The organism is Peribacillus sp. QJM3NY_7 (assembly GCF_056173225.1).
Map to the genome: position 1 here is coordinate 4,233,540 of NZ_CM149663.1, position 19,386 is coordinate 4,252,925.

Here is a 19,386-nt window from a genome sequence, read left to right on the forward strand (position 1 = left end):
AAAATCCCACTAAAAGTGAGAACCCATTTTTGCATATATATCCTTTATTGTTCCACTACACGGCCATCTTTATAAATGTGGAACCACCCAATCGTTCCTGTACCGCCTTGATCGATCCAATCTTTATTAGCTGCTTTAAAGTTATAATATGATTTTCCCTTGCCATCTTTCAGCAATCTGCCATCACCGCTGAATACGATGTTGCTGCCAAGCTTCTTCTTCCCTAACGCGATCGCGTCTTTCTCCGTGAACTGTCTTCTTTCCACCTTATTTTCATCTAAAGCAGCCCATGTCTTCGGTCCGACGATACCATCTGAAGCTAAGTTATGATCCACTTGGAACTCCCTTACCACATTTTGTGTTTGGGTACCGAAAATCCCATCAACACCTACATGATATTTAACATCTTTAAGGCTTTGCTGTAAGTCTCTTACATAACTTGAACGTGAGCCTTTCTTGAGGGTCGGGCGCGTTTCCGCCTTCGTTTCGATTTTCTGGATTTGACTTCCCTTTGATGCCGCTTCGGTATTTGAAGTCCCCGTTCCTAAAGGGGCCAACATCAAGGCAACTGTTGGAATCATGACCAATAATTTTTTCTTCAACACATATAACCTCCATTCAAATGATCACTCCTGCAGGTCTCTGACACTTCCCTTGGAGCCCATTCATTATAACGCAAGGAGTTATTTTATTGGTGTTTTATTACTTTAATTATAAAAAATGGTAAATACGATTCACCGTGGCATTTCCAAAAGCCAGTATATGATGGAAGTCCCGTTTTTTTTGAATAAAAAAATCATACCGGCATTTTCACTTCTAAGCGCTCCACCAGTCCTTCCGGTTCTCTAACAAACGTTCCAGCTGATTTCAGAAATCCGCTCCCTTTCGACTGCCTGCCAAGCCTCCCAGACGCAAGCGTTTCCGGGGTCTCGGCTAGCCAGTTTTTCGGCAGGAGTGTCGCATATTTCTTCCATCCATTAAGGATGACAGGAAAAAAACATGAAGGATAACTTTGTCTTAAATAGGGTTTGGAATAAGACGAGCCAGCCGTTTTTTCTTTTAAAACACAAAGTTGATTAGAACGGATGTTCGAGACTCCTGCGGGAAAAGCGTGGCATGGGAGACCCCGCAGGCGCGCCGAGGAGGCTCCCTAATCGCCCGCGGAAAGCGAGCGCCTGGATCGGAAATCAACGTTCAAATTTTAAACTGTCATGATTGTACTTGCTTACCGCCCTTTTTTTCATTGATGGCTTTTTGATCGATTTTTGTATAGATGCGTTCCACTTCGATTTTGTCATGCAACAGAAGCTCGCGGTTTTCTTTTAGCAGTTGAGTATAAGATTTCCTTCTCCTAGACATTTTTTATTCACCTCTCAAGTGATTGAATTCCTTCTGTAAAACTACGATTGGAAGCTCATATAGTTGTTTATTATATTTTTTAAAAATCCCGAATTTCAGAAGTTCTTGTATAAGTTCCTCTTTTTTTGCTTCTCCCTTTGCACTTAATTGGGTAATCATCAAGGACCCTCCTTAACAAAAATACAGACTTTTGGTATTTGTGGCTGCCTTGCATCCGATCCCACATGAAGAATCTCCACTTCTTCCTATTGCTTCCCCATATAAGGGCATGCTCTGCAAAGTCTTCGCATTTGATAAGTTGTTCGTATGTATTGCTTTCATGGTGTATTTTCAACACTTGATCATATACATCAAATCCAAATTGCTTCATGGATAGGATATCTATCGCGGCGCAGGGTTTCGAATGGGTCAGGTCGCCGGCACCAAAGAATGCAACTTTCATTCCAGTAAAGTCCACTTGATCAATTTCTTCATAAAACTCGTTTGCTTCATACGGTACATCTTCAAGATTCCATGTATATAAACCGATAAAGGCCAAATCAAAATCCTTTAAAGCATCAACTTCAACAGTGTCCAATCTTTCCATATATACTTCACAGCCGACAGCCTTCATTCTATTCTTTATGTTTATAGCCATTTTCTCGGTATTCCCGGATAAACTGACATAACCAATGAATACCTTCATCTATATCACCTTCCTAATTGAGAATTAATTTCATTACACACTTCACTATAAATGAAAATGATTCTCAATGTCAATTATTTACCTCCGTTAATTATATTAAGCAGTCCCTCTTCATCTTAAAAATAATATAAATGTCCTAAAAATTAAGTAAAAAACTAAAATATTTAGGTAAAAAAGCCTATATTTTCACAAAAAATCATGATACACTATGTAATAATTTAACAAGGTTTTAGTTATTTTGAGGTTAAATAAAAAGGCTGTTTTCGCATACTCTGTTGCTATTTACCAAGTAGTGCGGTGTGGTTGATTTCCCCTCCAGATGCTCGCTTTCCTTGGTGCGGGCGGTGAGCCTCCTCGGCGTAAACGCCTGTGGGGTCTCACCTGTCCCGCTGCTCCCGCAGGAGTCTCGCACTTCCGCTCCAATCAACCTTAAATAGAGTCGTTTTAAAAACAACAATCTTTACGAAAAGAGCCAATAAAAAACATACTAGGTGGGCTACTAATGGAATGGTTGAAACCTTGTGAAGCTAATAATCAGTTCGAAAACAATACAGACAGTTTTTCAGACTTCAAGATCAGGGAATTTACCCCTAATTCAAATTCCGAAAAAAAATATTCACTATTAACTCAATTCTTTTTACTGTTGGGTTGCCAAGATGAAAATAGTGTTACTTCGTTATTTGTCGATAGAATTGATAATCAAGTCATCGAAGAAATTATTATGCATTTTGACAACACCAAGATTTTATTAGAAAACGAAGTACCATCAGAAATAATGTTAAATAATCCGAATCAAGAATCTCTCTCCTTGATCAGGTCGAGTCACATAAATCCAATAATAAAAAATCTATATGGGACAATTAGCAAATCACAATATGAATGGAAACCACAAAAATCATACAAGATAATACCTGAATTTATCGAGAAATACGAAGATATGGAGTTCGATAAGGTGTTAGCTTATTTAAAAAACACATCAAAAGGGCCAATAATCTCGCTCTCCTTATACAATTGGACTTTAAAAGATTATTTAAAAGATACTTTTGCCATTAGATATTTCACTCATAAGTGTAAAAATGCTTATATATGGGTTGATGATTCTAATATTATTACTACAATTCAACTAGAATTACATTAAAATACCCCTTTTATAAAACAGTAAAAGAAAAGGTTTTATTGTTTGATAAAAGGGGTTCTTCTGTAAGTATTCTAATCAAGCCCTATTTTAAGTAGCTTGAAATGACCTTACTGTTGTAAATTCTCATTTCCCTGACAGTAAAAACGTTATTAGCAATTCCCCCTACCATCACATTGCAAGCCATCAAATTCATTCCGTTTATTTTTTGCTTCTTCCTTCTCAATGACTTGCGCTAGCCTTTCTTTACTGGCTAGTCCTTGAATGACTTCATCACCAATAATGAACGTCGGGACAGCCCTGATATCTGCTTCTTCATAAGCATGTTTGAGTGCTTGCTGGTGCATTTCCCGATACTTTCGGGACACTAACGCTTCTCTAAAGGCATCTATAGGGAGCTCAACTTCACCCGCTAATTTTGTCAACACTTCAATATCTTCAATATTTTGTTCCTCTTGAAAAAACGCGGTAAATACTCTGTTGTGGAATTCGTTCCCTTTTCCGTGCTCCTTTGCAAAATGGCAGCCTTCGAATGCCAAATGTGTATATGGATGCGGGGAGACACGGGGTAAACGCATATCAACCCCTAGCTTTTTCGCAACAGGAAGAATGTAAGAGTCCCATGAATTCAACTTATCGGGTTCCTTCCATGGATCAATTTTCGTATATGGACTCGGACGCAATTCAAATGGCATCCATTCCACTTCTACATCCTTTTCCTTCACGATTTCGTCCAAAGGCCCTTTACCTAAAAAACAAAATGGACAAATAAAATCAGAATATGCTTTAATTTTCACTGTCATCATATATTCCCTCACTTTTCAATATCAGTTAAACTTGTAACCAAACTAGTTACAACGCGGAGCAAAAAAAATCAATATAATTACATGGCATTCAGTAACTGTACAGTCGATTGCTTCCTGCGATTGTTCACAACCTGCTGTAATCATTTTAGTTACAGGTTGGAGGAAAGTCAACCATTATTTTTTAAAGAAAAAAAGTTTGTAAAGAAAATGTCGCTTTCTCTACAAACTTTTTTATATTATATCCTTACATCTCGATTTGTTCGTTAACGGGTTCTCTCTTTTTCCTTCTCTGTTTTTTCGATTTTTTATAGTACAGCAATTCGTATATACATGGAATGACGATCAGTGTGAGCAGTGTGGAAACAGCTAGCCCGCCAATGACAACGATCGCCAAGCTTTGTGAAACCAAGCTTCCTGTTTCCGCCTTTTTATATAAAAGCGGCAGCATGGCACAAATCGTTGCTACAGCCGTCATTATGATTGGACGGAATCTTGTGGCTGTCGCTTCGACGATCGCTTCACGGATGATCATTTTTTCTTCGTTTTGTTTGACTCGATCCAGAAGCACAATCGCGTTTGTCACAACAATTCCTATTAACATGAGAGCACCGAGCAGTGCTGTAATATCAACTGGAATTCGACTGATGACCAATCCTAATACCGCTCCAATGGCAGCGAATGGCAAGGAGAATAGAATGGCAATCGGTGCTTTGATCGATTTAAAGGTTATAACCATGATTAAAAAGACAATGCCGATCGATATTAACATCGTAAGGAATAAATCGGAAAAATCATCTGTCTGCTGAGCACTGGCTCCGCCGACTAAAATCTCTACATCATCCGGAATATCAAGGCCTTTGTTCTCTTTATCTCCAAATATCTCGAGATTTATTTTGCTTGCAATATCGGACAGCTTAGCCGGATCGACCGTTGCCGTTAATTGGAGATATGTTTCTCCATCTTTATGGAACTGCGTTGTTGCGCTCTCTTCGCTCTTTAAAGAAGCAACTTTTGACACTGGGGCTAGACCCCCGTCTGTCATGATCGGAATGCTTTTTAAATCCTCTGGTTTTTTAGGATCCAAGATTGGTTCAAGGACGACAGGAGTTTGCTTATCCTGTAAAGTTATATGGCCGATAGGCGTTTTATTAAGCATGATACCTAATTGTTGGCCGATTTGTTCTGTATTGCCTTTAGCCGGATCTACCGTGAATGAATAAATGGTTTTCTTTTCATCCTGGTTCGTTGTAACCTCTTCGATTCCTTTAATGTCCTGAATTCTTTCTTTGACATTATTGGCCGTCCGTTCCAAATCTTCAGCATTTCTGCCGATCACATCTATCGTAATGTTCGTCTTTGATGCTCCCATCATAAAGGAAGAGGCCTGGGCCGTAAGCTTCGCATCAGGATAGTTTTCTTGTTCCTTTTCCATTTTTTTCAGGATTGCATCTACATTTGCTTTATCCTTTACCAGGATGCCGAAAATCGCTTCTGTAGGTGATGCGACTTCGCCATATTGTGCTGTCTCGGGCGAGTTTCCTAATTGCATGAAAATATTATCCACTTCACTCATACCCTGCATCGTTTCTTCGAGTTCAATCGCTTTTTCCTTTACTTTCTCATAGGGCTGATCATTTGGATAAGTTAATGTCACGGAGACATAGTCTGCTGAAGAATTATCAATCGCCCCTTTTGGCATGGCAAAATATGTACCAATGGAACCGACAAACAACAGCATCGCAATAATCAGGACAACCCATTTATGGTTTAGTGACCAAGTAACCAGCTTCGTAAAACGCTTGGCCGGTCGATGTTTTGGCAGCCCCGTCCTTTTCAGCAATCCTGCGCTCATTAACGGAACAACCGTCAATGCCACAATTAATGAAGCCAGCAAAGAATAAGTGACAGTCAAAGCAAAAGGAAGAAGAAACTCCTGAAGCCCTCCATTCAATAAAGCAACCGGCAAGAAAACGGCTACAGTCGTAAGGGTTGAAGCTGTGATTGCCACTCCCACCTCTTTCGTTGCACCCATCACCATTTCGACTGAAATCTTCTCCTGCTGCATTTTCCGGAAAATGTTTTCAATAACGACAATACTATCGTCCACCAAGCGCCCGATCGCTACAGCGACACCGCCCAGCGTCAAAATATTCAGCGTCACTCCCGACAATGACAGCAAAAATAACGTAAAGCCAAGAGATAGCGGTATGGATACGATTGTAATGAATGTAGATCGTACATTCCGTAAAAAGACCATGATTACAATCGTAGCGAATAGCGCACCCAGCAGAACTTCTTTTACCATCGTCTGAACGGACGTCTCCACCATATCAGCTGTAGATAAATAAATGGTCGATTTCTGGTCACTATACTTTTCATTAATTTCTTTCGCTACTTTTTCAACCTCTTTACTGATTGAGACAGCATTTGATTGACTGTCCTTGATAATGCTTAAATCAATGCTTTCCTTTCCATTAAAACGACTGATGAGGTTGCCATCATTCGCTTCTTCAACTTTTGCTATCTGTCCAAGTGCGACATTAGGAGTGACCTTCAGCGCTTCTAATTTTTCAATACTTGTTAAATCACCGATCACCTTGATGTTACTTGCCTTCCCATCAATCACTCTTTCGCCTACGGCCAGAGCTGCATTCTGACCGTTAAGGACGCTCATGACATCTTGAATGGAGACTTTCTTTTTAGCCAATTCTTCATTATCCACTTTGACTGAAAGAATGGATTGCGAAACCCCGAATGTCTGTACATCCGAAACCCCTTTAATATCTTTATACAAAGGCTCTAATTCTTTCTTGGCAAAGTCTATATTTTCAGCTGTTACCCCATCCTTAAAAGTAACTGATACAAATGAAATGGGAATCATTGACGTATTTAACTGTGTAACAGTAGGCTTTGCCATGCTTTGCGGCAATGCCACACTGCCTAAAGCTTCCTGAACATCCAGTTTCGCTTGTTTCATATCCGATCCGGCTTCAAAGAATAGATCTACTTTAGAAAAACCATCCCCAGTGGTGGAGTATATGGAACTCTTTCCTTTAATGCCCGTAACTGCCCTTTCAATCGGATCTGTAACTTGTGCTTCCATCGTTTTCGAATCGGTGCCCTGCCCCATTGTGATAATCGTAACTTGTGGATTATCGGCAGATGGTAAAAACTCCATCGGCAGTTTAAAATAACTGACAACTCCTATCATCAAAATAAATATGGTTACCAATGAAACGGCAGCCTTGTTCTTAAACGACCACTTAGTAAAAAACTCCACGCACTAATCACCCCTGAATAAAATTTATAAGAAAATAATTCCATTTCAAATCTTACCATATATTACTAATGTTGGAGTGTTAATTTTTTATTGATTTTTATATTTTTTTATGTCTATCGATGCGGAGAACTTTTTCCACATAAAAAAAGGCTGCACAGCAGCCTCCAGTTTTTAGACAAAAGGGGTTTCTAAATTTCCAAACAACGTTCAAAATGCACAAACCTAAAAATTGAAGAAACTCGATTATTTATACCCTCTGATAAAAAGCATAACGATAGCCAAAACCATTATCCCGATAAGTAATAACGGGCCTATGCCCGAGCTATACACGAAGTATACCGTGATGTGGCGAAAAATGAGCACCACAAGAAATAGGAATAACAGGAAACACAAAATCATGATCAGAGCGGTGTTTTTATTCCGATACAAGTAACCAGCCCCATTTTAATAGCTTTATTTCCACTAAGGAAAAATCGAATTCAAGCCCTAACAACAACCTTCCGTTAAGAAACAATATGCAGCCCATGTTTTGTACTATTCTTTATATCAAATAAAAAAGGGCTGCCGCAGCAACCCGATTCTTCGAAAATCGTCTGGACCAAAAACTACATTTCCTGAAGTTCATTGACCGTCACAAACGTATACCCTTCGTTCGTTAACTCTCGTAAGATCCCTTCAATCGCTTGAAGCTCTTTACCCGTATCATCATACATCGGATGCATCAGGATGATCGAACCTGGTTTTATATTTTCCTTCACATACTTCACTTTGTCAGAAGCGGTAGTGTAATAGCTATCTGGTTCCAGATCCCAGGTAATGGTCTCTCTATCATTTTTATTTAAATAATAAGGCAAACCTATGATTTTTTTCCCGTTTGGAGGCCGGACATCAATTTCACCCTTATATCCGGCGTTCTGAATCAATTTATCCGTTTTCTCGATTTCCTCCTTGATATAAGAAGGCGATTTAAACACCATCCGCCTGTGCGAATACGTATGATTCCCAATCTGATGTCCCGCTTCCGCTATTTTCCCAGCTTCCTCCGGGTACTTTTCGATTTCGTTACCGATCAGAAAGAATGTAGCTTTCACATCGTATTTAGCCAACAACGGCAGAATCTCACTTACATTCTTCGATGGGCCATCATCAAAAGTCAAAGCGACCACTTTTTCATTCGTCTCGACATTATCCGTTAATCCACCGAACACCTGATAGGTTCTCGAATTCATTAATTTATACGTACCAAGCATCAGCAGGAAAACAACCAGGATTCCCAAGCCAATGAATATCAGTTTCTTTTTCATGCAAATACCTATCTTTCTATAAGGTTTTTAATCCAATGACCTATTATAGCAAATCATTGAACAAAAACACTTATTGCTCTCTCCGACCGAGCCGTCCACACTCACTTTACATGTATCAACTCAAAACGCTCACACACCAGCAGCATATCTTCTTTAAAGGTGTGGCCGATTTTGTCCAGTTCTTCTTTAAAAAATTCCTCATGAGCATCCCACCAGTAAGTATAAGTTCGATCGCCTTCCCCTTCTGCAATCGCAAACTCTTCACTCACTTCATTCATGGGCAATACTTCGACTTTCATTGTTTGTATGATGGCTAAGGGCAAATCCTCACTGCTTAAGATAATGCTGTAATCACCCACGGATGGTAGTGGTTCATTTTCCTCTCCGTAAAAAACATGCCCAGAGCATGTAGCCGTTTTTATCCCATCCATCACTAACTGAGCCAAATGATCGGGATCGGCCCCGAATTGCCATGCACTGACAGACTGGGGTTTTTCATCTTTCCCTTGCCAATATTCATACCAATATAATTCCGCTTTGACATTCATTCTATGATTCTCCATTCTGTTTTGCAGCTCCGCTGAGTATCACGAAAGGTTAAATTGGTTCAATCCAACCAATCTTCAAGCAAAACTCAGTAACTCTACCAAGGCAACTGCTAATATGATCTGCGTGGCCATTCTATTTCACCCGTTAACAACAAAGTGATGATGATTACCCAAAATATAAAGAATGAGGAGGAGAAAACCAATGAGATGATGGAAATCATGTTTTTCTCCGTTTTCTTCAAAATTCCCATGACAGAGAGGACGATGCCGGCAACCGTAAGGAAAAATGTGATATAACCACCAGTCAAGTTTTCGATATTTCCTATTCTGATAGGTGTAATAAAAACAGTAAAAAAGCAAATGATTCCAATGATGAATGAAGTAAAACTAATTACACCGTACCTCTTCTGAATACAAGCTTCGTTTTCCATCGAGCTCACCCCTTTCATCAGTTTATAAAGCCTATATACATCTATTAATAGCTCATGCATAATTTTAACATATAATGCCAGACGAATTGTCGTGCACAAAAAATGGGGACAAAAGACCGTGAATTAAAGCTTCATTTTCATGCCTTCATGAGTGGCCTTGAATCCTAACCGTTCATAAAATCGCAGCGCTTCTTCCCGCTTTTTATCAGTCGTGAGCTGAATGATATGGCAGCCCCGCTTCTTTGCACGGTCAATCGCATATTGAATCAACTTGCTTCCAATGCCTTTCCCCCGTTCTGTAGATGCCGTCCGAACTCCTTCGATTGTAGCTCTCCAGCCGCCTTGATGGGTAATATAAGGTGTGAACGTGATTTGCTGCACTCCAACGATTTCCTCACCAAGGCATGCAACGATCAATTCATTATTTTCATCTGCATCAATGGATTCAAATGCTTTTAGATAGCTTTCAGGAAGCGGATTTTCATATCGCTCCCTCTCCCTCCCCAATGCATCATCCGCAAGCATCCGTACGATTTCACTTAAGTCTTTTGCCGTCGCATTCCTGAATGTGACCATGGTATCCCTCCTCATCATGTACTTCCGTATCACCCTGATGTAAATCATTCCTTCATTAATAACTTCTTCCAATAGTCCGGCGGTCCTCTTTTCTGGAGGAAAAATAATGCAACTGTAAAAATTGGACCATCAAAAAAAGGACCCCCTATAAAAGGAAGTCCTTCAATTCATTCACTATTAGGTAATTGGCGCAGGATTGAACAGTGCCAAATCATTATGCAGGCCCCAATGCTCTGCCCAGGTTTTCTTTTTACCGCTGGCCACTTCCAGAATAAGGTGAAATATTTCCCACCCGACTTCCTCTATGGTTGCTTCACCAGTAGCGATCGTTCCAGCATTTATATCGATCAGATCTTTCCATTGCTCGGTCAATGTATTTCGTGTAGATACTTTGATGACGGAAGCCATAGCGAGATTATAAGGTGTGCCTCTTCCAGTTGAAAAAACTTGAAGGTGCATGCCGGAAGCTAGCTGAAGCGTTCCGCAAACAAAGTCACTAGCTGGTGTAGCAGCAAAAATCAGCCCTTTTTCCGTTGCTTTTTCACCAGGAGCCAAAACGCCTGAAATGGGGCTGCCTCCGGACTTGGCAATGGAGCCTAATGATTTTTCCACTACATTGGCCAACCCGCCCTTTTTGTTTCCTGGCGACGGATTGGCACTTCGGTCGGCATCACCCAATGCAAGGTAGTTATCATACCAATCCATTTCCTTTATTAAAGCTCTCCCCACTTCTTCATTCACTGCACGAGGCGTTAATAGATGAATCGCATCCCGTACTTCTGTGACTTCAGAAAATAGAACGGTTGCCCCTGCCCTGACCAACAGATCTGTGGCATATCCTACGGCAGGGTTAGCTGTGACACCAGAGAATGCATCACTTCCTCCGCACTGGGTGCCGATGACTAATTCGGAAACCGGAAATGTTTCCCGCTGCCGGCGGTTCAACTTGATTAAACGTTCCTCGGCCATTTCCATAATGGATTGGACCATCCCCGCAAATCCCTGCTGATCCTGAAGTGAAATGATATCTGAATCGTCCCCGCTTGGATTTATTCTCATTGGAGACAGTTTTTCACACCCCAGTCCAACTACCAAGGCTTCCCCGCCGAAATTCGGGTGCTTCGCAAGGTTCTGTATCGTGCGAATGGGAATGACCGCTTCCGGTGCATTGATAGCGACTCCGCACCCATAGTTGTGATTTATGGCGAAAACATCATCAACATTGGGATACTTCGGGAGTAGCTCTTTTTTTATCCGGTTCACGACGAAATCCAGCACGCCCACTACACATTGGACGCTTGTTGTAATGCCCAATATATTCTTGGTTCCAACACTGCCATCTACATTGCGGAACCCTTGGAATGTATACCCTTCAAGCGGGGGTAAAGTTTTCGGAATATCATTTGCTACCGGCAATTCCTTTAAATCCGGAGAAGACGGAAGTATCACCAGTGATTCGTCAATCCAACATCCCTTACTGATTGATTTAGCCGCATAACCGATAACTTCCCCATAGCGTATGATGGCTTCATTTTCGACTATGTCCATTAAAGCCACTTTGTGGCCTTGTGGCACTCTTTCTTTCAATTCAAGCCCACAAGGGAATACGGTTCCTTGATCCAAGCCTCCCGTATTAACCACGATGGCGACATTGTCGATCCCATTCACCTTAATATAAAGCGGTACCTCCGTCAGTTGCGTTTTCGTATCCACTTCACCACTCCTTCATTCTAAAAAAGCAAACAGACATCACTAAACATACACGTGCCGGTAATTTTCAGTTAAAATACTGTTTTTTCCCCTTATTTGACAAACACCGTTTTAATGGAAGTAAAAAACTCTTTTGCGGCTTCTCCTTGTTCCCTGGAGTGGGAGCTGGAGTTTTTCATGCCGCCAAATGGCGCCTGTAATTCAACGCCTGCGCTCTCGGCGTTGACCCTGATCAATCCCGCTTCCATATCATTAACAAATGAAAGCAGATGTTTGATATTGGCTGTGAAAATTGAAGCACTAAGGCCATATTCCACGCTGTTCGCAAGGTGCAGAGCTTCTTCAACTGAATCAGCTTTCAATAAGGCAATCACCGGACCAAAAATTTCTTCCTGTACAATTGTCATATCTGACGTACAATTATCAAAAATCGTAGGTTCTACATAAAAGCCATTCGCCTGAGGGCCTTCTTCAGCACGCTTCCCGCCAATTAGAAGTGCAGCACCTTCTTCCACTCCTTTTTCGATATAGGAAAGAACCGTATTCAATTGACTTTCGCTGGCACATGGTCCCATCCATGTCCCGCTGTCCAATCCATCCCCGATGGAAATGCCTTTCGTTTCTTTCACCAGCAGCTGCTTGAACTCTTCATATACTTCAGCTGCAACGATGACGCGGCTTGTCGCGGTACATTTTTGCCCCGTTGAACGGAACGCACCTGTAATGACTGCTTCTACAGCCAGGTTAAGATCCGCATCCGCTGCAACGATTACCGGGTTTTTCCCGCCCATTTCAAGCTGGTATTTCGCTCCGCGTGCTAACGCCGCTTGTCCAATCCTTTTTCCGACTCCGTTTGAGCCGGTAAAGGTAATCCCGTTTATATCTTCGTGATCGGCGATGCCCTGCCCTATGACACTGCCCGGCCCTGTAACCATATTGACAACACCCGCCGGGAAACCGGCTTCTTCAAAACACTCCATGATTTTCGCACAGGTGATGGCCGTCTCGGTGGCTGGCTTCACCACAATCGTATTCCCATATACGAGGGCAGGAGCCATCTTCCAGATTGGGATGGCGATCGGGAAATTCCAAGGTGTAATGACGCCGACAACACCAAGCGGAACGCGCGTCGTGAACATAAGCGCAGAACTGTCGGTGGATGGAATGACATCCCCCACCTTACGCATTCCTTCTCCTGCATAGTATTTCAGGATCGCAATACCGCGTGCCGTTTCCCCTTTTGTTTCAGCAAATGTCTTGCCCATTTCCCGTGTTGCACATTCTGCGATTTCATCAATCCGCTTTTCAAGAATCTGCGCTGCTTTATATAGATACTCCCCGCGCTCTGAACCAGCTAATTTGCGCCATTTATCTTTCGCCTTTTTCGCTGCTTCGACTGCCTGGTTCAAGTCATCCTTGGTGGATTTTTGTACATAACCGACAATTGCCTGTTTATCTGCCGGGTTTAAACTTTTTTCAACTTCATTTGAAATGGAAGCAACCCATTCACCATTAATATAGTTAAGATACGTTTTTGTTTGAACTGTAGTTATCATATATAATCCCCACCCTTATTAGATTGATTGAATTGGTGTTTCTTTTGGAAAACGATCTAAAGCATTCTCTAATATCGTTTGCATTTCTGCATAATGTTCTTTTTCCACCGGAAGAATCGGTAATCTGACTGTTTGCCCAACCGGCATTCCCATAATCTCCATACCTGCTTTAATGAGAGAAACGGCATACCCTTTTCGCTGACGGCGAATGTTGTTGATCGGCATGATGACCTGCTGGTAAATTTCATTGACCGTTTCTTGATCTCCGCTCAGGATGCCATTATAGAACTTTCGTGAGATATGCGGGATGTAATTGGATATCGCCGATGAATAGGAATCAAAACCAAGTGGAACGTAGGCCGACATGGTAACTTCCGCAAGCGGCATTCCGTTCAGCCAGCCGAAACGTTTTCCGAAGGTTTGTGTAAGGAGTCCATTCAACTCCATATTGCCCAGACCGTCTTTGACGCCGACTACCTGCGGGACCTCAGCAAGCGCTTCCAAAGTTGAAAGTGAAAATGCCACATTATCACGCTGATATACGATGGAATTCAAGTCTGTACTCTCTGCGATGGCTTTGAAATAAGCCGACAGACCTGCCTGTTCTCCAGTAACGAGATATGGAGGTAATATTAAATAACCATCTGCCCCTTTATCCGCAGATATTCTGGCAAGTTCGAGGGAAGTTTGAATATTCCCGCCTACCCCTGTGTATACAGGTACTTTTCCAGCGGTGACGGATACGGCTACCTCAACCATCGCTTCATATTCCTCTTTACTTAATGATGGATATTCCGCTGCTGCACATGCCACGAAAATAGCTTCTAGTCCCTCATCTAATAAAAATTGGATATTTTGGGCGAGTGCTTGTTCATCAAGCTTATTACTCGTTGTGAATGGTGCCACGGGAAATCCGAGAATTCCTTTAGGTGCCTTGCGGATCTTATTCATTTTTTATTCCCCCTTGTGTATTATTGTTTTATTGTAAGACAAATACACCATCTGGTCAATCGTATTTTTTTTATTTTCTGAAAAATGAAACACTACTTTATCCCTCGATAATTTCGCTTCTAATATATACAAAAAAACACGATAATGAAGGAGCTAAAATGAAAAAACTTTTAAGAAAAAAAGTCATTGACAAACAATTTTATTTGTCTTACCATTGGACAAAACTAAATATTAAGAATTTTCACGAAGGAGGAAACAGTTAACATTGTAAGCGGTATCAATTAGAAAATATAATAAAATACGATTAAGGAAGTGAGTATATGAACGCTGAAGAAAAAGTACTTCAACCATCTCCTAAACTGCCAAGTGCCCAGAAAAAAACACGCACACGATGGTTCATTGTCTTTATGCTCTTTTTGGTTACAGCCCTGAATTATGCGGATCGTGCGACGCTATCCATTGCGGGTACGGACATGTCTGGTCAGCTTGGTCTCGATTCAGTCATGATGGGCTATGTTTTCTCCGCTTTCGCTTGGTCTTATGTAGCTGGACAAATTCCAGGCGGATGGCTTTTAGACCGTTTTGGTTCGAAAAAAGTTTATTTTTGGAGTATTACGTTATGGTCTACCTTTACGCTTTTACAGGGGTTTCTCGGTTTTTTCGGTTCTGCGGGAACGGCTGTCATGCTATTGTTCGGACTGCGTTTCTTAGTTGGACTGGCAGAAGCTCCTTCCTTTCCGGCCAACAGCCGCATCGTTGCCACCTGGTTCCCAAGCCATGAACGCGGAACCGCGGCTGCCACTTTCAATTCGGCCCAGTATTTTGCAACCGTTCTCTTTGCACCGATCATGGGATACATTACGTATAAATTCGGTTGGGAATACGTCTTCTTCTTTATGGGTGCTTTAGGAATCATCGTTGCTTTCATCTGGATGAAAACGATTTATGGCCCAAAGGAACATCCTCGCATCAACAAAGCTGAGCTTGAATATATCGAAGCTGGCGGCGCCTTGATCAATATGGATCAAACCAGTACAAATAAGGAGGAAAAGAAAGGCGTCAACTGGAATCATATTAAGCAGCTATTATCAAATCGCATGCTGTTAGGTGTTTATCTCGGTCAATATTGCATTACGACGTTAACGTACTTTTTCCTGACATGGTTTCCTGTGTACCTAGTACAAGAAAGGGGCATGACCATTCTTGAAGTTGGATTCGTCGCTTCCCTTCCGGCCATTTGTGGATTTTTTGGCGGCATTCTCGGAGGGACATTCTCGGATTTCTTGTTACGGAAGGGATTCTCATTGACTGTCGCCCGAAAAGTGCCAATTGTTGTTGGGATGATTCTATCGATGAGCTTGGTGGCAGCAAACTATGTAGATACGGAATGGGTGGTCATTTTCGTTATGGCCCTTGCGTTTTTCGGTAAAGGATTCGGGGCACTCGGCTGGGCGGTAGTGGCCGATACCTCACCTAAGGAAATGTCTGGTGTCAGCGGCGGGCTTTTCAACACATTCGGAAACATTGCCGGCATTACAACACCGATTATCATCGGATATATCATTGCCACGACAGGGTCGTTTAATGGGGCGCTAGTCTTCGTATGTGCCAATGCTCTTGTCGCGATTTTAAGTTATTTATTCCTTGTTGGTGAAATTAAACGTGTAAAGTTAAAATCATAATCAACTAAATATTCTGATATAGGGGGAAAAATCATGAACAATCAATTGCTAAAGGATCATGTAAAAATCGGCACACCGGTCATTTCCGAAATGAGCGTCATTCCAGTTGCGGGCCATGACGGCATGCTTTTGAACTTGAGTGGTGCCCATGCTCCTTATTTCACCCGGAACATCGTCATTCTAAAAGACAATGCAGGTAATACGGGTGTAGGTGAAGTTCCTGGAGGCGAAAAAATCCGCCAGACACTCGAAGATGCTAAAGAATTGGTTGTGGGCCAGTCCATCGGGACATACAACAACATTCTAAATGCCATCCGCAAGCAGTTTGCGGACCGGGATGCTGGGGGGCGCGGCCTTCAGACGTTCGATCTTCGTATTGCCATTCATGCCGTAACAGCATTGGAAGCGGCACTTCTTGATTTAGTTGGCCAACATTTAGGTGTTCCGGTCGCAGCCCTTCTCGGAGAAGGACAGCAGCGTGATAAAGTGGAAATGCTGGGCTACTTATTTTATGTAGGCGACCGCAATAAAACAGATCTTGGTTATTTAAGCGAACCGGAAGCGGAAGATGACTGGATTCGCCTCCGTCATGAGGAAGCGCTGACACCCGAATCGATCGTCCGCTTGGCAGAAGCCGCCCACTCTCGCTATGGATTCAATGATTTTAAATTGAAAGGCGGGGTTTTGCGCGGGGAAGAAGAAATCGAAGCGGTGACGGCACTTGCTGAACGCTTCCCTGAAGCCAGGATCACCCTTGACCCAAATGGCGGCTGGCTGCTTGAGGATGCGATTAAACTTTGCCGCAATCAACATCATGTTTTGGCTTATGCGGAAGATCCATGCGGAGCGGAGAATGGTTTTTCCGCCCGGGAAATCATGACGGAATTCAGGCGTGCAACGGGCCTCCCAACCGCTACGAATATGATTGCAACGGACTGGAGGCAAATGGGGCACTCCATTCAACTTCAATCAGTGGACATTCCTCTTGCCGATCCGCATTTTTGGACGATGCAAGGGTCCGTCCGTGTCGCTCAAATGTGTAACGACTGGGGCCTGACTTGGGGATCACACTCGAATAATCACTTTGACATTTCACTTGCCATGTTTACACACGTTGCTGCAGCCGCGCCTGGAAAAATCACTGCGATCGATACCCACTGGATTTGGCAGGATGGGCAGCGTTTGACGAAAGAACCTTTTAAAATTGTCGGCGGAATGGTCGATGTCCCTTCCAAACCCGGACTTGGAATTGAAGTGGATATGGAACAAATCGAGAAGGCACATCAGCTTTATAAACAAAAAGGACTTGGTGCCCGTGATGATTCAATGGCTATGCAATACTTGGTTTCCGGATGGAAGTTCAATCCGAAATCACCTTGCCTTGTCAGATGATTTTTTTTCCAACAATGCGTGCGTCTCTCTCTTTAGAGCGGCGCATTTTACTTTTTTTGGACATAGGTCTACATGCAAATAAGTGTATTATATTATATAATTAGTCTTACAGTAGGAATACATATAGGATTTAACAGAAAAGGGGTTACACAATGGAAGAATCGTCAAAGAAATTAGGCGTACAATCGGTACATCGCAACACTCTTTCACAACAAGTCGTGGATCAAATTGTGCATCTGCTCGTCACTGGACAAATGAAAGCGGGCGACAAACTGCCTCCTGAAATGGAACTTATGAAGGAACTTGAAGTAAGCCGGCCTGTTTTACGTGAGGCGCTCAGTGCCCTTGATACACTAGGGGTCATTACGCGGAAAACGCGTGAAGGAACCTTTTTTAACGATAAAATCGGTACACATCCATTCTCTGTCATGCTTGCGCTGGCTACGGATAATTTACCAGCGATCATCGAAGCGCGAATGGCTTTGGAGTTGGGATTAGTAACAATGGCTGCCGAGAAGATCACAGACGAGCAACTGGAGAAACTGCAGGTTACGATTGACACGATTGCCAATAGTGAAGACAACGATTATGGAGAGGCCGATAAAGAATTCCATAAGATCATCGCTTTAAGTGCGAACAATCCCATCATTGAAGGCATGATCGATTCCTTATTGATCACTCATAATAAAATAAATAGCTTGATTCAATTCAGGGAACGGGAACTGACCGTGAAGTATCATAAAGCCATCTATGCTGCACTTGCAGCACATGATCCACATGAAGCATTCAGCCAAATGTACAAGCATCTTGATTACGTCCGTCAGAAAGTCCTTCAATATTCTCACGAACATTAATATATTGTTTGCGAGGTACCGCAGCAAACTAATGGATCACTCAATGATTCTATTTCATAAGGAAAGTGGATTTTTTCAGGGAACCTATTTTGCTTCCGAGATTTCAGAGTTCAACTTATCTTTTAAATCCATTGATAGCATAATTCTTTTTCAGAAAAACTGGATAGTAGCGGAACTATCCAGCCCCCACTAATCCACTTTCGATTGAAATCACCCGATGAAGTCAAAACCTTCCTTATGGAAATTTCTAGCTAACCACAATCCCCACCCAAATATCCTGCCAAGGCTCCACTCAAAAAAACATGCATCCCTGCTTACTGGCAGGAATGCATGGATTCTTTTTAATTCATGGCTTAATATGCACTCCAACCAGCATCTGCCGTAATGACAGTACCATTAACAAAACTGGAATCGTCTGAAGCAAGGAATAATGCCACTTTAGCGATTTCCTCAGGTTTGCCGTTTCGTGGATTGATCGCCATACCCAGTTGTTGGCGAGAGAAGCCAAACTCATTGATATTCGTCATGCTGGAACCAATATTGGTTTCAACTCCGCCTGGTGCTATAGCATTGCAGCGAATCCCTTTATTGGCATACATGTAGCCCGTGTTTTTCGTGAAACCAACGACTGCATGTTTAGAGGCAGTGTAAGCAGCACCAGCCCGGGCACCGTACAAACCGCCAGCAGAAGCAATATTGATGATGACCCCTTTTTGTTTTTCTAAAAAAATCGGCATCACCTTTCTAGTCGAACGCATGACGCTTGTCGTGTTAATGGCAAAAATCCGATCCCATTTAGAATCTTCAATGTCCCCAGCAGGTTCCATGCCATCCATGATACCCGCGTTATTCACCAAAATATCCACCGTTCCATACGTACTGACCGTGGTATCGATCAAATGTTGAATATCTTCCTCCACCGCTACGTTCGTTTTAATGGCAAAGGCCACTCCGCCATTCGCTTTTATTTCTTCCACCGTATCGTTCGCACCATCAAGATTTAAATCCGATACGACGACTTTAGCTCCTTCTCGAGCATAATCTATGGCAATTTGTTTCCCCATGCCTGATGCTGCTCCTGTCACAACGGCAACTTTGTCTTGTAATTTCATTTGAA

18 protein-coding genes are annotated in these 19,386 nt (G+C 42.3%); 4 read left to right on the top strand and 14 right to left on the bottom strand.

The window, feature by feature from the left end; all coding sequences use genetic code 11:
- Positions 1–44: 44 nt before the first annotated feature.
- The 4 genes from AC0VX1_RS20310 to AC0VX1_RS20325 all read right to left on the bottom strand — a co-directional run bounded on the left by AC0VX1_RS20310 (position 45) and on the right by AC0VX1_RS20325 (position 2,044).
- Entirely contained in the window at positions 45–605 is a 561-nt protein-coding gene (locus AC0VX1_RS20310; RefSeq protein WP_057276876.1) for a peptidoglycan-binding domain-containing protein, read from the bottom strand.
- 604 nt (positions 606–1,209) lie between these two features.
- On the bottom strand, positions 1,210–1,359 hold the full coding sequence (locus tag AC0VX1_RS20315; RefSeq protein ID WP_106026119.1) for an FbpB family small basic protein: 150 nt from the start codon (positions 1,357–1,359) through the stop codon (positions 1,210–1,212).
- Between the two features lie 3 nt (positions 1,360–1,362).
- The gene (fbpA, locus tag AC0VX1_RS20320) at positions 1,363–1,470 is read right to left on the bottom strand and encodes a Fur-regulated basic protein FbpA (protein WP_235568245.1); all 108 of its coding nucleotides are present in this window, start codon (positions 1,468–1,470) and stop codon (positions 1,363–1,365) included.
- A complete protein-coding gene (locus AC0VX1_RS20325) occupies positions 1,439–2,044 on the bottom strand; it encodes a flavodoxin domain-containing protein (protein WP_475468594.1) in 606 nt (201 codons plus the stop codon). The genes fbpA and AC0VX1_RS20325 overlap by 32 nt, the downstream gene beginning before the upstream one ends.
- A gap of 502 nt (positions 2,045–2,546) precedes the next feature.
- Between AC0VX1_RS20325 and AC0VX1_RS20330 the strand changes: the two genes are divergently transcribed.
- Positions 2,547–3,182, top strand: coding sequence for a hypothetical protein (locus tag AC0VX1_RS20330; protein WP_475468595.1), 636 nt, complete (start codon positions 2,547–2,549; stop codon positions 3,180–3,182).
- Positions 3,183–3,331: 149 nt separating this feature from the next.
- On the opposite strand, the gene AC0VX1_RS20335 is transcribed toward AC0VX1_RS20330, so the two are convergent.
- From AC0VX1_RS20335 to kdgD, 9 genes are all read right to left on the bottom strand, one after another.
- Positions 3,332–3,982: a DsbA family oxidoreductase gene (locus tag AC0VX1_RS20335; RefSeq protein WP_475471839.1), complete on the bottom strand. Its 651-nt coding sequence runs from the start codon at positions 3,980–3,982 to the stop codon at positions 3,332–3,334.
- A gap of 247 nt (positions 3,983–4,229) precedes the next feature.
- The gene (locus AC0VX1_RS20340; RefSeq protein ID WP_475468597.1) at positions 4,230–7,265 is read right to left on the bottom strand and encodes an efflux RND transporter permease subunit; all 3,036 of its coding nucleotides are present in this window, start codon (positions 7,263–7,265) and stop codon (positions 4,230–4,232) included.
- Positions 7,266–7,870: 605 nt separating this feature from the next.
- On the bottom strand, positions 7,871–8,569 hold the full coding sequence (locus AC0VX1_RS20345; RefSeq protein WP_413022746.1) for a polysaccharide deacetylase family protein: 699 nt from the start codon (positions 8,567–8,569) through the stop codon (positions 7,871–7,873).
- Between the two features lie 101 nt (positions 8,570–8,670).
- Positions 8,671–9,117: an ASCH domain-containing protein gene (locus tag AC0VX1_RS20350; RefSeq protein ID WP_475468600.1), complete on the bottom strand. Its 447-nt coding sequence runs from the start codon at positions 9,115–9,117 to the stop codon at positions 8,671–8,673.
- A 110-nt stretch (positions 9,118–9,227) separates the two neighbouring features.
- Positions 9,228–9,548 carry a hypothetical protein gene (locus AC0VX1_RS20355; RefSeq protein ID WP_413009273.1) on the bottom strand — a complete coding sequence of 107 codons (321 nt, stop codon included), beginning with the start codon at positions 9,546–9,548 and terminating at the stop codon, positions 9,228–9,230.
- Between the two features lie 123 nt (positions 9,549–9,671).
- Complete coding sequence (locus AC0VX1_RS20360; protein WP_098865513.1) at positions 9,672–10,124, bottom strand: GNAT family N-acetyltransferase; 453 nt, start codon at positions 10,122–10,124, stop codon at positions 9,672–9,674.
- 177 nt (positions 10,125–10,301) lie between these two features.
- Positions 10,302–11,837 (bottom strand): galactarate dehydratase, encoded by a 1,536-nt coding sequence (gene garD, locus AC0VX1_RS20365; RefSeq protein WP_475468602.1) that lies wholly within the window; start codon positions 11,835–11,837, stop codon positions 10,302–10,304.
- Between the two features lie 89 nt (positions 11,838–11,926).
- On the bottom strand, positions 11,927–13,390 hold the full coding sequence (gene gucD, locus AC0VX1_RS20370) for an alpha-ketoglutaric semialdehyde dehydrogenase GucD (RefSeq protein ID WP_475468604.1): 1,464 nt from the start codon (positions 13,388–13,390) through the stop codon (positions 11,927–11,929).
- Positions 13,391–13,408: 18 nt separating this feature from the next.
- Entirely contained in the window at positions 13,409–14,341 is a 933-nt protein-coding gene (gene kdgD, locus AC0VX1_RS20375) for a 5-dehydro-4-deoxyglucarate dehydratase (RefSeq protein WP_034309652.1), read from the bottom strand.
- A 320-nt stretch (positions 14,342–14,661) separates the two neighbouring features.
- Between kdgD and AC0VX1_RS20380 the strand changes: the two genes are divergently transcribed.
- The 3 genes from AC0VX1_RS20380 to AC0VX1_RS20390 all read left to right on the top strand — a co-directional run bounded on the left by AC0VX1_RS20380 (position 14,662) and on the right by AC0VX1_RS20390 (position 18,269).
- Positions 14,662–16,023: an MFS transporter gene (locus AC0VX1_RS20380; RefSeq protein WP_475468606.1), complete on the top strand. Its 1,362-nt coding sequence runs from the start codon at positions 14,662–14,664 to the stop codon at positions 16,021–16,023.
- Between the two features lie 33 nt (positions 16,024–16,056).
- Positions 16,057–17,415, top strand: a complete 1,359-nt coding sequence (gudD, locus tag AC0VX1_RS20385; protein ID WP_475468608.1) for a glucarate dehydratase — start codon at positions 16,057–16,059, stop codon at positions 17,413–17,415.
- Positions 17,416–17,567: 152 nt separating this feature from the next.
- On the top strand, positions 17,568–18,269 hold the full coding sequence (locus AC0VX1_RS20390) for a FadR/GntR family transcriptional regulator (protein WP_034309657.1): 702 nt from the start codon (positions 17,568–17,570) through the stop codon (positions 18,267–18,269).
- Between the two features lie 353 nt (positions 18,270–18,622).
- Here the strand turns inward: AC0VX1_RS20390 and AC0VX1_RS20395 are convergent, their stop codons facing one another.
- Entirely contained in the window at positions 18,623–19,381 is a 759-nt protein-coding gene (locus AC0VX1_RS20395) for an SDR family oxidoreductase (protein ID WP_034309660.1), read from the bottom strand.
- Between the last annotated feature and the right edge of the window lie 5 nt (positions 19,382–19,386).

What these genes read in the sequence shown, in the direction of transcription:
- AC0VX1_RS20315 (WP_106026119.1), bottom strand. Translation starts at nt 1,359, where the DNA reads ATGTCTAGGAGAAGGAAATCTTATACTCAACTGCTAAAAGAAAACCGC.
- AC0VX1_RS20325 (WP_475468594.1), bottom strand. Translation starts at nt 2,044, where the DNA reads ATGAAGGTATTCATTGGTTATGTCAGTTTATCCGGGAATACCGAGAAA.
- AC0VX1_RS20330 (WP_475468595.1), top strand. Translation starts at nt 2,547, where the DNA reads ATGGAATGGTTGAAACCTTGTGAAGCTAATAATCAGTTCGAAAACAAT.
- AC0VX1_RS20335 (WP_475471839.1), bottom strand. Translation starts at nt 3,982, where the DNA reads ATGACAGTGAAAATTAAAGCATATTCTGATTTTATTTGTCCATTTTGT.
- AC0VX1_RS20345 (WP_413022746.1), bottom strand. Translation starts at nt 8,569, where the DNA reads ATGAAAAAGAAACTGATATTCATTGGCTTGGGAATCCTGGTTGTTTTC.
- AC0VX1_RS20350 (WP_475468600.1), bottom strand. Translation starts at nt 9,117, where the DNA reads ATGAATGTCAAAGCGGAATTATATTGGTATGAATATTGGCAAGGGAAA.
- AC0VX1_RS20355 (WP_413009273.1), bottom strand. Translation starts at nt 9,548, where the DNA reads ATGGAAAACGAAGCTTGTATTCAGAAGAGGTACGGTGTAATTAGTTTT.
- AC0VX1_RS20360 (WP_098865513.1), bottom strand. Translation starts at nt 10,124, where the DNA reads ATGGTCACATTCAGGAATGCGACGGCAAAAGACTTAAGTGAAATCGTA.
- gucD (WP_475468604.1), bottom strand. Translation starts at nt 13,390, where the DNA reads ATGATAACTACAGTTCAAACAAAAACGTATCTTAACTATATTAATGGT.
- kdgD (WP_034309652.1), bottom strand. Translation starts at nt 14,341, where the DNA reads ATGAATAAGATCCGCAAGGCACCTAAAGGAATTCTCGGATTTCCCGTG.
- AC0VX1_RS20380 (WP_475468606.1), top strand. Translation starts at nt 14,662, where the DNA reads ATGAACGCTGAAGAAAAAGTACTTCAACCATCTCCTAAACTGCCAAGT.
- gudD (WP_475468608.1), top strand. Translation starts at nt 16,057, where the DNA reads ATGAACAATCAATTGCTAAAGGATCATGTAAAAATCGGCACACCGGTC.
- AC0VX1_RS20390 (WP_034309657.1), top strand. Translation starts at nt 17,568, where the DNA reads ATGGAAGAATCGTCAAAGAAATTAGGCGTACAATCGGTACATCGCAAC.
- AC0VX1_RS20395 (WP_034309660.1), bottom strand. Translation starts at nt 19,381, where the DNA reads ATGAAATTACAAGACAAAGTTGCCGTTGTGACAGGAGCAGCATCAGGC.